Genomic DNA, 13,450 nt, shown 5'->3' on the forward strand with positions numbered 1-13,450 from the left:
GGAAGGACGATGCACGATTTTACTCGCCGCTCGCTACTTCAGGGCGGCACCGCGCTGGCCGCAACCGGGATGCTGACCGGGCCGGCGCTGTTGGACTTCGCCAAGGCCTGGGCGCAGAGCGCGCCCTGGAAGGCGGAGCCCGGCGCCAAGCTCACCGTGATGCGCTGGAAGCGCTTCGTGCCCGCGGAAGACGATGCCTTCAATGCCATGGTGGCGGCCTTCAAGGCGGCAACCGGCACCGAGATGAACGTGTTCAGCGAGTCCTTCGAGGACGTGCAGCCGAAGGCTTCGGTCGCCGCCAACACCGGCTCGGGTCTCGACCTCGCCTGGGGCCTGCACACACTGCCGCAGCTGTTCCCGACCAAGGTCCTCAAGATGAACGACGTTGCCGATTATCTCGGCAAAAAATACGGCGGCTGGACCGAGGCCGCGGCCAAGACCTGCAAGCAGGGCGATGACTGGCTCGGCATTCCCGTCGCGACCATCGGCGGCTATCTGACCTATCGCAAGTCGGCGGTCGAGAAGGCCGGCTTCAAGCAGGTGCCGTCCGACTTCCCGGCCTATCTCGAACTCTGCAAGGCACTGAAGGCGAACAACACGCCGGCCGGCTTCGCGCTCGGCCACGCCACCGGCGACGCCAATGCCTGGGTGCACAACATCCTCTGGGGCTTCAACGGCTGGACCGTCGACAAGGACGACAAGGTCATCATCAACTCGCCGGAGACGATGAAGGCGCTGGAGTACGCCAAGGCGCTGTCGGATACCTTCATTCCCGGTGTCGCATCCTGGAACGACTCCTCCAACAACAAGGCGTTCCTGTCCGGCGAATTGTATCTGACCTCGAACGGCATCTCGATCTACGTCGCGGCCAAGGACGACCCGAGCAAGAAGGAGCTCGCCGAAGACATCGACCACGCGCTGTGGCCGGTCGGCCCGATCGGCAAGCCGACCGAGCTGCAGCTCGCGGTTCCGATCCTCGCCTTCAACTTCTGCAAATATCCGAATGCGGCTAAGGCCTTCATCGCCTTCATGCTGGAGAAGGAGAATTTCGAGAAGTGGCTGTCGGGCGCGCGGGGTTACCTCACCCACACGCTCAACGCCTACGATACCGCGCCGGTCTGGACCGCCGACCCGAAGAACGCGGTGTTCGGCCAGGCCTCGAAGCGCGCGCTGCCGGCCTCCGGCATCGGCACGCCCGGCGAGAAGGCGGCGACCGCGATCGCCGACTTCATCGTGGTCGACATGTTCGCGAACTACTGCACCGGCGCCAAGGACGGCAAGACCGCGATGGCGGAGGCCGAGCGGCAGTTGAAGCGGATTTATCGCTGATGTGATGGCCGCGGGCGGCGGACGACCGCCGCCCGGGCCATCATTGGAATGCCATCACTGGAATATTGCGTAGTCATGCTCAATCCTTTGAGCAATCGGGACATCGCCTATGGCTGACATCGCCCTTGCGCCGCGACGCGCGAAGACTGAAATCCGCGAAGCGACCGCCTGGGATCAGCTGCGCCACAACAAGAACTGGCTCGGCTTCTGGTTCATGGTGCCGGCGATGGCGTTCCTGATCTTCTTCCTGGCCTATCCGCTGGGCCTCGGGATCTGGCTGTCCTTCACTGACACTCGCATCGGCCGCGTCGGACATTTCATCGGCACCGAGAACTATGAGTGGCTGTGGGACGATTCCATCTTCTGGCTGTCGGTGTTCAACACGCTGCTCTACACCTCCGTCGCGAGCGCGGTGAAATTCGCGGTCGGGCTCTATCTCGCGCTGCTGCTCAACGAGCGCATGCCGTTCAAGGCGCTGCTGCGCGCCGCGGTGCTGATCCCGTTCATCGTGCCGACCGTGCTGTCGGCGCTGGCGTTCTGGTGGATCTTCGATTCGCAGTTCTCGATCATCTCCTGGTCGCTGAAGCATCTCGGCCTGATCACCCAGAACATCAATTTCCTCGGCGACACCACCTGGGCCCGCATCTGCGTGATCTTCGCCAATATCTGGCGCGGCGTGCCGTTCGTCGCGATCACGCTGCTGGCAGGCCTGCAAACCGTGCAGCCCTCGCTCTACGAGGCGGCGACGCTCGACGGCGCCTCGCGCTGGCAGATGTTCCGCTTCATCACCTATCCCTTGCTGACGCCGATCATCGCGGTCGTGATGACGTTCTCGGTGCTGTTCACCTTCACCGATTTCCAGCTGATCTGGGCGATGACCCGCGGCGGCCCGGTCAACGCCACCCATCTGATGGCGACGCTGTCCTACCAGCGCGCGATCATCGCCGGACAATTGGGCGAGGGGGCCGCGATCTCGAGCGCCATGATCCCGTTCCTGCTCGCCGCGATCATGGTGTCCTGGTTCGGCCTGCAGCGCAGGAAGTGGCAGCAGGGAGAAAGCAATGACTGACCTTCCTGCCCCCAAGGTCGATCTCAAGTCCATCCTGTCGACGCCGGCGCGCGTCGACAACAGCGAGGGCATGAGCTATTTGCAGTCGGTGCCGCGGCGGATCGTGACGCTCTACATTCCGCTGTCGATCATCGTCATCATCCTGCTGTTCCCGTTCTATTGGATGGGGCTGACCGCGATCAAGCCGGACGACCAGCTGCTCGACCTCGACAGGTACAATCCGTTCTGGACCTGGAATCCGACCTTCAAGCACATCCACAAGCTGCTGTTCGAGAGCTACTATCCGCACTGGCTCTGGAACACGATGTATGTGGCTGTTGGTGCCACCGTGCTGTCGATCATCGCGAGCGTGCTCGCGGCCTATGCGATCGTGCGGCTGCGCTACAAGGGCGCCAACGTCGTCGGCGGCCTGATCTTCCTGGCCTATCTGGTGCCGCCGTCGATCCTGTTCATTCCGCTCGCCACCGTCGTGTTCCAGTACGGCCTGTTCGACTCGCCGATGGCGCTGATCCTGACCTACCCGACGATCCTGATCCCGTTCTCGACCTGGCTTCTGATGGGCTATTTCAAGACCATCCCGTTCGAGCTCGAGGAGTGCGCGCTGATCGACGGCGCCAGCCGCTGGCAGATCCTGATCAAGATCGTGCTGCCGCTTGCCATTCCCGGCCTGATCTCCGCCTTCATCTTCTGCTTCACGCTGTGCTGGAACGAGTTCATCTACGCGCTGACGTTCCTGCAATCGACCCCGAACAAGACCGTGCCGGTCGCCATCGTCAACGAATTCGTTGACGGTGACATCTATCGCTGGGGTTCCCTGATGGCAGGGGCGCTATGCGGCTCGCTGCCGCTGGTTATTCTTTACGCCTTCTTCGTTGAGCATTATGTCTCGGCGATGACGGGTGCCGTGAAGGAATAAGCGCGCAAGGCCCGCAGCTGAATTCGAAGAAGAGAAGAAAAGGAGCAGGGTCGTGCACATTCTGATTCTGGGCGCCGCCGGCATGGTCGGCCGCAAGCTGACCGAGCGTTTGCTGCGCGAGGGCCGCCTCGGCAAGCAGGACATCAGCAGGATGACCTTGCAGGACGTGGTTGCGCCGGCCAAGCCCGCCAACGCCGCGATCCCGGTCAATGTCGTCGCATCCGATTTCGCCGATGCCGGCGCCGCGGCGCCCCTGATCGCCGAGCGCCCGGACGTGATCTTCCATCTCGCCGCGATCGTCTCGGGCGAGGCGGAGGCCGAGTTCGACAAGGGCTACCGGATCAATCTCGACGGCACCCGCTATCTGATCGACGCGATCCGCGCCGTCGGCGGCGGCTACAAGCCGCGGCTGGTGTTCACCTCCTCGATCGCGGTGTTCGGCGCGCCGTTCCCCGAGAAGATCGGTGACGAGTTCTTCCATACGCCGCTGACGAGCTACGGCACGCAGAAGTCGATCTGCGAGCTCTTGATCAACGATTACACCCGCAAGGGCCTGCTCGACGGGATCTCGATCCGCCTGCCGACGATCTGCGTGCGTCCGGGCAAGCCGAACAAGGCGGCGTCCGGCTTCTTCTCCAACATCATCCGCGAGCCGTTGGCGGGCGAGGAGGCGGTCCTGCCGGTGTCCGAGGACGTGCGGCACTGGCACGCCTCGCCGAAATCGGCGGTCGGCTTCCTGGTCCATGCCGGTACCATGGATCTCCATGCGATCGGGCCGCGGCGCAATCTCAGCATGCCCGGGATGTCCGTCAGCGTCGGCGACCAGATCGCCTCGCTGGAGCGCGTCGCCGGCAAGAACGTCACCGCGCGCATCAAGCGGGTGCCCGATCCGACGATCATCGGCATCGTCTCCGGCTGGCCGCGCGATTTCGTCACCGACCGCGCGCTGAAGCTCGGCTTCACCACGGCCGAAAAGACGTTCGACGACATTATCCGCATCCACATCGAGGACGAGCTGGGCGGCAAGTTCGCCGCTTAGCTCCGCTCAGGCACGCGGGTCTTGGTATGACCAGGGTCGCCAGCATCGGCGAATGCATGATCGAGCTGCGCCAGGCTCCGGGCGGCCAGCCCGGAGGCCTGTATTCGCGCTCCTATGGCGGCGACACGCTCAACACCGCCGTCTATCTGTCCCGGCTCGGCGTCCACATCGACTACATCACGGCGCTCGGCGATGATGCGCTCAGCGATGAGATGATCGCGGGCTGGGCGAGCGAAGGCATCGGCACCAAGCATGTCTCGCGATTGGCAGGCAAGCTGCCCGGGCTCTACCTGATCCAGACCGACGACAAAGGCGAGCGGCGCTTCTTCCACTGGCGCGACAGCGCCGCTGCGCGCGAGCTGATGGATCTGCCCGAGACGGACGACATCCTGAACTCGCTGGCGACGTACGACATCGTCTATCTCTCGGCGATCACGCTCTCGATCCTGCGCGAGGACGGACGGGACCGCCTGATGGCGGCGCTGAAGCGCGCGCGGCTGCTGGGCACGCGCTTCGCGTTCGACACCAATTTCCGCGCCCGCGGTTGGCCGGACCTGGCCCTTGCGCGAAAAGTCTTCAGCAGCGCATTCGAGACCGCCGATATCGTGCTGGCCTCGACCGAAGATCTGGCTCCGCTCTATCCCGGCGAGAGCAACACGGCGCTGCTTGCCGGCATCTCCAGCCCCGAGGTCGTGCTGAAGCTGGCCGAGCCCGCTTGCATCGTGCGGTCGGCCGGCGGAACGCGCGAGGTGCGGGCGGAGCCGCTGCCGAAGCCGGTGGTCGATACCACGGCGGCCGGCGACAGTTTTGCCGCGGCCTATCTCGCCGCGCGGCTCGGCGGCGCCGAGCCCGAGGAGGCGGCGCGCGCCGGCCATCGTCTGGCCGGGGTCGTGGTGTGCTATCCCGGTGCGATCATTCCGCGCTACGCCATGCCGCCGAAGAAGGCGCCTCGTCCCCCACCATCCCGCAAGGCCTCGCTATGACAACGACATCGAAGCAGGACCAGATCGCCGAACTGATCCGCCAGGCCACCGTGATCCCGGTGCTGACCATCGAGCGGCTGGCCGACGCGGTCCCGCTCGCCAAGGCGCTGGTCGCGGGCGGCGTGCGGACGCTCGAGGTGACGCTGCGCACGGCGGTGGCGGTCGATGCGGCCAAGGCCATCATTGCCGAGGTGCCCGATGCGGTGGTCGGGATCGGCACGATCCTCAATGCCGACGATCTGGCGCGCGCCGAGGCGCTCGGCGCCAAATTCGGCATCAGCCCTGGCGCGACGCCCGAACTGTTGAAGGCGGTCGCTGCCAGCGGGCTGCCTTTCGCGCCGGGGATCGCGACCGCTTCCGAACTGATGCAGGCACTGGCGCACGGCTTCGACGTCGTCAAATTCTTCCCCGCCGAGCAGGCCGGCGGTATCAAGGCACTGCGGGCCTTGGCTGGTCCATTCCCGAACGTCAGGGTCTGCCCGACCGGCGGCATCGGCGAGGCCAACGCGGCGACCTGGCTCGCCGAGCCCAATGTGCTGGCGGTCGGTGGTTCCTGGCTGTGCCCGGCGGCCGACATCCGCGCCGGCAACTGGGCGGGCATAACCGCCATGTGCGCGAAGGCGATGAAAACGCTGAAAGCCGGCTAGAACTCCGTTCCGATAGGAACGGCGTTCTAGCTTCTGGTTTTGACGCGTTTTCTTTACGCGAACCGGTATCCACTTCGCTCGAAAACGCTCTCGGGATACGCTACATAACTCCCGAACAGGCACAGGGAGATACGGCCATGACAGCAGCCAGCATTGTGGGTTGGGCGCACACGCCATTCGGAAAGTTTGACGCGGAGACCGTCGAGGGCCTCGTCGTCAAGGTCGCCAACGAGGCGCTCGCCGATGCCGGCATTGCCGCGTCCGACGTCGACGAGATCATGCTCGGCCATTTCAACGCCGGCTTCTCGCCGCAGGACTTTACGGCGTCACTGGTGCTGCAGGCCAATCCGGCGCTGCGCTTCAAGCCGACCACCCGCGTCGAGAACGCCTGCGCCACCGGATCGGCCGCGGTGCATCAGGGCATCCGCGCCATCGAGGCGGGCGCCGCGAAGATCGTGCTCGTCGTCGGCGTCGAGCAGATGACGAAGACGCCGGGCCCGGAGATCGGCAAGAACCTGCTGAAGGCATCGTATCTGCCTGAGGATGGCGACACGGTCGGCGGCTTCGCCGGCGTGTTCGGCAAGATCGCGCAGGCCTATTTCCAGAAATACGGCGACCAGTCGGATGCGCTGGCGATGATCGCCGCCAAGAACCACAAGAACGGCGTCGCCAACCCCTATGCGCAGATGCGCAAGGATTTCGGCTTCGAGTTCTGCCGCGCCGAGAGCGACAAGAACCCGTTCGTCGCCGGTCCCTTGAAGCGCACCGATTGCTCGCTGGTGTCGGACGGCGCCGCCGCGCTGGTGCTGACCGATGCCGAGACCGCCAAGACCATGGGCAAGGCGGTGAACATCCGCGCCACCGCCCATGCGCAGGATTTCCTGCCGATGTCCAAGCGCGACATCCTGCAGTTCGAAGGCTGCACTATTGCCTGGCAGCGCGCGCTGCAGAAGGCCGGCCTGCAGCTCTCCGATCTGTCCTTCGTCGAGACCCACGACTGCTTCACGGTCGCCGAGCTGATCGAATATGAAGCGATGGGCCTGACCCCGAAGGGGCAGGGCGCGCGCGCGATCATGGAGGGCTGGACCCAGAAGGACGGCAAGCTGCCGGTCAATCCGTCCGGCGGCCTCAAGGCCAAGGGCCATCCGATCGGCGCCACCGGCGTCTCCATGCACGTGATGAGCGCGATGCAGCTCACAGGGCAGGCGCCCGAGGGCATGCAGCTCAAGAACCCGCAGATCGGCGGCATCTTCAACATGGGCGGCGCTGCGGTCGCCAACTACGTCTCGATCCTCGAGCCGGCGAAGTAGCTTGAACGTTGCCGAATGGCTGGCGGCGACGGCACGGGCACGTCCCGACGCGCCGGCGTTGCTGACCGGGTTCGATCTCGACGCGGACTATGTAACCTTTGCCCGCCGCGCCGCCTCGATCGGGGCGGCGCTGGCACGCGATCACGGCATTGCCGCCGGCGACCGCATCGCGCTGTTTGCCGGCAATTGCACGCAATATCTTGAATGCCTCTATGGCATCTGGTGGATCGGCGCCGCCGCGATTCCGATCAACGCCAAGCTGCACGGCCGCGAGGCGGCGTGGATCTGCGGCAATGGCGGCGCCAAACTGGCTTTCGTGTCGGACGACACGATCGGTGCGCTGACCGAAGCGAGGGACGACTGCCCCGCCGGCATGACCATGCTGTCGGTCGACAGCGATGCCTACAACACGATGCGAAGCGGCGAGGGCGCGCCAACGCCATTGCCGCGCGAAAGCAACGATCTTGCCTGGCTGTTCTACACCTCTGGCACCACGGGTCGACCCAAGGGCGTGATGCTCAGCCACGGCAATCTGGTTGCGATGTCGCTGTGCTATCTCGCCGACGTCGATCCTGCGACGCCGCACGATGCCTCGCTCTATGCGGCGCCGATCTCGCATGGTGCGGGCCTCTACAATTTCCCGCATGTCCGGATGGGCGGCCGGCACGTCGTTCCTGAAACCGGCGGCTTCGATCCGGACGAGGTGCTCAACCTCGGCCGCCAGCTCGACAATGTCGTGATGTTCGCGGCACCCACCATGGTGCGCCGCCTGGTCGATGCCGCCAAGAAGCGCGGCGAGAACGGCGAGGGACTGCGCACCATCATCTATGGCGGCGGGCCGATGTACACGGCCGACATCACCGATGCGATGGCGACCATGGGGCAGCGCTTCGTGCAGATCTACGGCCAGGGCGAGTCGCCGATGACGATCACGGCGCTATCGCGCGATTGGCATCGCGCGAGCAATCATCCGCGCTATCTGGAACGGCTCGCGTCGGTCGGCACCGCGCAGAGCGTCGTCACCGTGCGCATCACCGGCAAGGATGGCAAGCCGCTGCCCGCGGGCGAGACCGGCGAGATCGAGGTCAAGGGCTTAACCGTGATGCTCGGCTACTGGAACAATCCGAAGGCCAATGCCGAGACGCTGAAGGACGGCTGGCTGCGCACCGGCGATGTCGGCCGCCTCGATGCCGACGGCTTCCTGACGCTGTCCGACCGTTCCAAGGACGTGATTATCTCCGGCGGCACCAACATCTATCCGCGCGAGGTCGAGGAAGCGCTGTTGACGCATCCTGACGTCCGCGAGGTTTCGGCGATCGGTGTGCCAGATCCGGAATGGGGCGAGATCGTCGTCGCCTGCGTCGTGCTGGAGGACGGTGCCACCGCCGACGACGGCAGGCTCGACGCGCATTGCCTGGCCTCGATCGCCCGCTTCAAGCGGCCCAAGCGCTATGTCTATCTCGATGCCCTGCCGAAGAACAATTATGGCAAGGTGCTGAAGACCGCGCTGCGGGAGATGATGGCCAAAGGATAGGCCAAAGGGATCGGCCAAGGAATCTGCAAAGGGATAGGCCGCGGCCTCCCGTCGCGCTAAGCTGCTCGCGCCTGTCACCGGGAGAACGGACCATGGGAATCGAGACGTCTCTGTCGCTTTCGGAAGTCAACGATCGCATTGCAATCCTCCGGGACAATATCAGGCAGCTGATCGAGCAGGCCGCGGGTGCCGCGGGCGCCGAAGTCGAGGAGCGCATCGCCGAGCGGCTCGAGCAGCAGAACGCGGAACTGGAAAGGCTCCTGAAGGCGCGCGAGACGATGACCGGGCAGTAACCGGCATCGGGCCGGCGGTGGGCGTCGTCTTGCTCGCCCTGCGTTCCGCCGCGCGGAAACGATCCGGCCGCCGCCGCGCATACGCCCATACGCCCGGCGCAGCTTGATCTCGGCGAACAGCTCCCGTTAGTAGGCATGATCCGGAAAAGTGCAAAGCGGCTTTCCGGAAAAGCTCATGCTTAAAAGACGCCAAGCGCGATGACGCTCGCCTGATCTCATCACGCTTTAGCTGCGTAACCAGAACATCCGGGAGCGAACAGGACGATGGGACCACTGCAGGGTATCAAGGTCGTCGACATGACGACCGTGCTGATGGGGCCCTATGCCACCCAGATGCTCGGCGACTACGGCGCCGACGTCATCAAGGTGGAATCGCCTGATGGCGACGTGACGCGGCAGATCGGTCCGACACGGCATCCCGGCATGGGACCGGTGTTTCTCAACACCAACCGCAGCAAGCGTTCGGTCTGCCTCGACCTCAAAAAGCCGGCGGGACGCGAGGCCGTGCTGCGGCTGATCGCGCAGGCCGATGTGCTGGTCTACAATGTGCGCCCGCAGGCGATGGCGCGGCTGCAGCTCGGCTACGACGTCGTCGCCAAGGTCAATCCGCGGCTGATCTATGCGGGCGTGTTCGGCTTCGGCCAGGAGGGGCCGTATGCCGCAAAGCCCGCCTATGACGATTTGATCCAGGGCGCCACCGCGCTGCCGGCGCTGATGGCGCAGACCTCGGACGGCGTGCCGCGCTACGTGCCGAACGCGCTGGTCGATCGCATCGTCGGCCTCACCGCGGTCGGTGCGATCTGCGCGAGCCTCGTGCACCGCGACCGCACCGGGCAGGGCCAGCGCGTCGACATTCCGATGTTCGAGACCATGGCTGGCTTCGTGATGGGCGACCATATGGGCGGGCTGACCTACGATCCACCGCTCGACAAGGGCGGCTATGCGCGGCATCTGTCGCCGGACCGGCGGCCGTACAAGACGCTGGACGGCTATATCTGCGTGATCGTCTACAACGACAAGCAGTGGGAGAACTTCTTCAAGGCGACCGGCCGAGAGGATCTGCGCAGCGATCCGAAATTCGCGACCTTTGCCGGCCGCGCCACCAACATCGATGTCGTCTACGCCGAGCTTGCGCGCATCCTGCAGACCAAGACCACCGCCGAGTGGAACGAGATTCTCGAGAAGGCCGACGTGCCCGTGATGCCGATGCATGATCTCGAGAGCCTGCTGGAAGACCCGCATATGGTCGCGACCGGCGTGTTCCCCGTGGTCGATCACCCGACCGAGGGCCGCATCCGCAGCATGACGCCGTCGGCGCGCTGGTCGGAGACCAAGGTCGAGCCGAGCCGGCTGGCGCCCAGGCTCGGCGAGCACAGCGCGGAGATTTTGCGCGAGGCGGGTTTCTCGACCGATGAGATCGCGGCGATGGTGCGCGACGGCGCGGCCAAAGTGGTGAAGGCATAGGAGCACGACAGATGGATTTCGCACTCTCCGCCAACCAGGAATCGATCCGCGACGCCGTCGCCAAGATCTGCACCCGCTTTGACGAGGCCTACTGGCTGAAGAAGGACAAGGAGGGCGGCTACCCGGCCGACTTCCACCGCGCGCTGGCCGATGCTGGCTGGCTCGGCATCTGCATCCCCGAGGAATATGGCGGCTCTGGGCTCGGCATCACCGATGCCGCGATCATGATGCGCACGATCTCCGAGTCCGGCGCCGGCATGTCCGGCGCGTCCGCCGTGCACATGAACGTGTTCGGGCTCAATCCGGTGGTGGTGTTCGGCACCAAGGAGCAGTGCCAGCGCATGCTGCCGCCGATCATCGACGGCCGCGACAAGTCCTGCTTTGCGGTGACCGAGCCCAACACCGGCCTCAACACCACGCAGCTCAAGACCCGCGCCGTGCGCCAGGGCGACAAATACATCGTCAACGGCCAGAAGGTGTGGATCTCGACCGCGCAGGTCGCCAACAAGATCCTGCTGCTCGCGCGCACCACGCCGCTGGAGGAGGTGAAGAGCGCGACCCACGGCCTCAGCCTGTTCTACACCGATTTCGATCGCAAGCGCGTCACCGTGCACGAGATCGAGAAGATGGGCCGCAAGCCGGTCGACTCCAACGAGCTGTTCTTCGAGAATTTCGAGATCCCGGTCGAGGACCGCATCGGCGAGGAAGGCCGCGGGTTCGAATACATCCTGCACGGCATGAACCCCGAGCGCATCCTGATCGCGGCCGAAGCCGTCGGCCTCGGCCAGATCGCGCTGAAGCGGGCGTCGGAGTATGCCAAGGGCCGCATCGTGTTCAATCGCCCGATCGGCATGAACCAGGGAATCCAGCATCCGCTGGCGAAGTGCTGGATGGAGCTCGAGGCTGCCTGGCTGATGGTGCTGCGCGCCGGCTGGCAATACGACCAGAACCTGCCGTGCGGCCCGGCCGCAAACGCGGCAAAGTATCTCGCGGCGGAAGCCGGCTTCCATGCCTGCGAGCAGGCAGTGATGACGCACGGCGGCTTCGGCTACGCCAAGGAGTATCACGTCGAGCGCTATTTCAGGGAATCGCTGATCCCGCGCATCGCGCCGATCAGCCCGCAGCTCATCCTCAGCTTCATCGGCGAGAAGGTGCTCGGCCTTCCGAAGTCGTATTGATGGTTGGGAATTTCCACAGCGTCATTCCGGGATGCGCCGTCAGGCGCAGGCCCGGAATCCATAACCACGATCGTGAGTATGGATTCCGGGCTCGCGCTACGCGCGCCCCGGAATGACGACGAGGAGTTAGCACCATGAGCTTCGTCACCGGCGTTGGCCTCACATCCTTCGGCAAGCATGAGGGCCTGTCCTCGCTCGACCTGATGAGCAAGGCGGCCGAGCTTGCGATCTCCGATGCCGGGCTGAAGCGAGCCGACATCGACGGCATCCTGTGCGGCTACTCTACGGTCTCGCCGCACATCATGCTGGCCACCGTGTTCGCCGAGCACTTCGGCATTCGCCCGTCCTACGCCCATGCCGTGCAGGTCGGCGGCGCCACGGGCCTCGCGATGACCATGCTGGCGCATCACCTCGTCGACGCGGGTGTGGCAAAACACGTGCTGGTGGTCGGCGGCGAGAACCGGCTGACCGGACAGAGCCGCGACGCCTCGATCCAGGCGTTGGCCCAGGTCGGCCATCCCGATTACGAGGTGACGCTGGGGCCGACGATCCCGGCCTATTACGGCCTGGTTGCGACGCGTTACATGCATGAGTACGGGCTCACGCAGGAAGACCTCGCCGAGTTCGCGGTGCTGATGCGCAAGCACGCGCTGATGCATCCCGGCGCCCAATTCCACGAGCCGATCACGGTTGCCGATGTGATGGCCTCGAAGCCGGTAGCGATGCCGCTTAAGCTGTTGGATTGCTGTCCGGTGTCCGACGGCGGTGCGGCCTGCGTGATCAGCCGCGAGCCGTCCGGCGCGCGGCAGGTTCGCATCCGCGGCTGCGCCCAGGCGCACACCCATCAACACGTCACGGCCGCGCCCGCGCTGAACGAGCTGGGTGCGGAGATCTCGATCGCGAAGGCGAAAGAGGTGTCGGGCGTTGCGATATCGGACGTGAGTTACGCGGCGGTCTACGACAGCTTCACGATCACGCTCGCGATGCTGCTGGAAGATCTCGGCCTCGCCAAGCGCGGCGAGGCCGCAGCGCGGGTGCGCGCCGGCTATTTCAATCAGGATGGCGAGATGCCGCTCAACACCCATGGCGGCCTGCTCAGCTATGGCCATTGCGGCGTCGGCGGCGCGATGGCGCATCTGGTCGAAACCCATCTGCAGATGACCGGCCGCGCCGACAATCGCCAGGTACGCGACGCCTCGGTCGCACTGCTGCATGGCGATGGCGGCGTGCTGTCGTCGCATGTCAGCATGTTCCTGGAGCGTGTGCGATGAGTGGAGCGATCGCTGACTGGACCAAGGGCGCGGAAGCCATCGTCTACCAGACCTGCAACGCCTGCGGCGCGCGGCAATATTTCCGCCGCAGCTTCTGCGCCACATGCGGCTCGCCTGATCTTGCCGAGCATCGCGCCAGCGGAGCAGGGACGGTGTATGCGACGTCACTGGTCTGCCGCGCTGCGACGCCGGAGACCCGGGCGCACGTGCCCTACAACATCCTGCTCGTGGACGCCGACGAGGGCTTTCGCATGATGGCGCACGGCGACAACGACCTCGCCATCGGCGACAAGGTTTCGGCGCGCTTCACGCAATTTGCGGGACGGCTGGTTCCGTATTTCGCAAAGGCAAAATGAGGGGCTGAACGAACCGGTCAGAACGCAAGACCAGGCTGAATTGGTTCGCTCCTGCCCCTCA

Annotated in this window: 13 protein-coding genes; all 13 read left to right on the forward strand. The window is 65.1% G+C overall.

The genetic code is table 11. From position 1 onward, the window contains the following. The first annotated feature begins 9 nt into the window (after positions 1 to 9). The 13 genes from ACOIX3_RS16925 (at position 10) to ACOIX3_RS16985 (ending at position 13,389) form a co-directional block, all read left to right on the forward strand. Entirely contained in the window at positions 10 to 1,329 is a 1,320-nt protein-coding gene (locus ACOIX3_RS16925; RefSeq protein WP_420970965.1) for an ABC transporter substrate-binding protein, read from the forward strand. A 109-nt stretch (positions 1,330 to 1,438) separates the two neighbouring features. Next, positions 1,439 to 2,398 (forward strand): carbohydrate ABC transporter permease, encoded by a 960-nt coding sequence (locus ACOIX3_RS16930; RefSeq protein WP_212315055.1) that lies wholly within the window; start codon positions 1,439 to 1,441, stop codon positions 2,396 to 2,398. Then, a complete protein-coding gene (locus ACOIX3_RS16935; protein ID WP_420970966.1) occupies positions 2,391 to 3,314 on the forward strand; it encodes a carbohydrate ABC transporter permease in 924 nt (307 codons plus the stop codon). The genes ACOIX3_RS16930 and ACOIX3_RS16935 overlap by 8 nt, the downstream gene beginning before the upstream one ends. A gap of 52 nt (positions 3,315 to 3,366) precedes the next feature. Continuing rightward, the gene (gene denD, locus ACOIX3_RS16940) at positions 3,367 to 4,353 is read left to right on the forward strand and encodes a D-erythronate dehydrogenase (RefSeq protein ID WP_420970967.1); all 987 of its coding nucleotides are present in this window, start codon (positions 3,367 to 3,369) and stop codon (positions 4,351 to 4,353) included. Between the two features lie 26 nt (positions 4,354 to 4,379). Beyond that, positions 4,380 to 5,336, forward strand: coding sequence for a sugar kinase (locus ACOIX3_RS16945; protein WP_420970968.1), 957 nt, complete (start codon positions 4,380 to 4,382; stop codon positions 5,334 to 5,336). Then, complete coding sequence (gene eda, locus ACOIX3_RS16950) at positions 5,333 to 5,983, forward strand: bifunctional 4-hydroxy-2-oxoglutarate aldolase/2-dehydro-3-deoxy-phosphogluconate aldolase (protein WP_420970969.1); 651 nt, start codon at positions 5,333 to 5,335, stop codon at positions 5,981 to 5,983. Before ACOIX3_RS16945 ends, eda begins: the two co-directional genes overlap by 4 nt. Before the next feature lie 137 nt (positions 5,984 to 6,120). Next, positions 6,121 to 7,293, forward strand: coding sequence for an acetyl-CoA acetyltransferase (locus tag ACOIX3_RS16955; RefSeq protein WP_092113065.1), 1,173 nt, complete (start codon positions 6,121 to 6,123; stop codon positions 7,291 to 7,293). Between the two features lies 1 nt (position 7,294). After that, positions 7,295 to 8,827, forward strand: a complete 1,533-nt coding sequence (locus ACOIX3_RS16960) for a class I adenylate-forming enzyme family protein (protein WP_420970970.1) — start codon at positions 7,295 to 7,297, stop codon at positions 8,825 to 8,827. Positions 8,828 to 8,919: 92 nt separating this feature from the next. Then, positions 8,920 to 9,120, forward strand: a complete 201-nt coding sequence (locus ACOIX3_RS16965; RefSeq protein ID WP_420970971.1) for a hypothetical protein — start codon at positions 8,920 to 8,922, stop codon at positions 9,118 to 9,120. Between the two features lie 264 nt (positions 9,121 to 9,384). Beyond that, the gene (locus ACOIX3_RS16970) at positions 9,385 to 10,584 is read left to right on the forward strand and encodes a CaiB/BaiF CoA transferase family protein (protein WP_420970972.1); all 1,200 of its coding nucleotides are present in this window, start codon (positions 9,385 to 9,387) and stop codon (positions 10,582 to 10,584) included. An 11-nt stretch (positions 10,585 to 10,595) separates the two neighbouring features. Continuing rightward, entirely contained in the window at positions 10,596 to 11,762 is a 1,167-nt protein-coding gene (locus ACOIX3_RS16975; RefSeq protein ID WP_420970973.1) for an acyl-CoA dehydrogenase family protein, read from the forward strand. A 134-nt stretch (positions 11,763 to 11,896) separates the two neighbouring features. After that, positions 11,897 to 13,033: a thiolase family protein gene (locus ACOIX3_RS16980; RefSeq protein ID WP_420970974.1), complete on the forward strand. Its 1,137-nt coding sequence runs from the start codon at positions 11,897 to 11,899 to the stop codon at positions 13,031 to 13,033. After that, the gene (locus tag ACOIX3_RS16985) at positions 13,030 to 13,389 is read left to right on the forward strand and encodes a Zn-ribbon domain-containing OB-fold protein (RefSeq protein ID WP_420970975.1); all 360 of its coding nucleotides are present in this window, start codon (positions 13,030 to 13,032) and stop codon (positions 13,387 to 13,389) included. The genes ACOIX3_RS16980 and ACOIX3_RS16985 overlap by 4 nt, the downstream gene beginning before the upstream one ends. The last annotated feature ends 61 nt before the right edge of the window (positions 13,390 to 13,450 follow it).

The organism is Bradyrhizobium sp. B120 (assembly GCF_049075665.1).
Taxonomy (GTDB): Bacteria; Pseudomonadota; Alphaproteobacteria; order Rhizobiales; family Xanthobacteraceae; genus Bradyrhizobium.

Coding starts and splice junctions, on each gene's coding strand:
- ACOIX3_RS16980 (WP_420970974.1), top strand. CDS start 11,897: ATGAGCTTCGTCACCGGCGTTGGCCTCACATCCTTCGGCAAGCATGAG.
- ACOIX3_RS16925 (WP_420970965.1), top strand. CDS start 10: ATGCACGATTTTACTCGCCGCTCGCTACTTCAGGGCGGCACCGCGCTG.
- ACOIX3_RS16975 (WP_420970973.1), top strand. CDS start 10,596: ATGGATTTCGCACTCTCCGCCAACCAGGAATCGATCCGCGACGCCGTC.
- eda (WP_420970969.1), top strand. CDS start 5,333: ATGACAACGACATCGAAGCAGGACCAGATCGCCGAACTGATCCGCCAG.
- ACOIX3_RS16970 (WP_420970972.1), top strand. CDS start 9,385: ATGGGACCACTGCAGGGTATCAAGGTCGTCGACATGACGACCGTGCTG.
- ACOIX3_RS16945 (WP_420970968.1), top strand. CDS start 4,380: ATGACCAGGGTCGCCAGCATCGGCGAATGCATGATCGAGCTGCGCCAG.
- ACOIX3_RS16930 (WP_212315055.1), top strand. CDS start 1,439: ATGGCTGACATCGCCCTTGCGCCGCGACGCGCGAAGACTGAAATCCGC.
- ACOIX3_RS16965 (WP_420970971.1), top strand. CDS start 8,920: ATGGGAATCGAGACGTCTCTGTCGCTTTCGGAAGTCAACGATCGCATT.
- ACOIX3_RS16935 (WP_420970966.1), top strand. CDS start 2,391: ATGACTGACCTTCCTGCCCCCAAGGTCGATCTCAAGTCCATCCTGTCG.
- ACOIX3_RS16985 (WP_420970975.1), top strand. CDS start 13,030: ATGAGTGGAGCGATCGCTGACTGGACCAAGGGCGCGGAAGCCATCGTC.
- ACOIX3_RS16955 (WP_092113065.1), top strand. CDS start 6,121: ATGACAGCAGCCAGCATTGTGGGTTGGGCGCACACGCCATTCGGAAAG.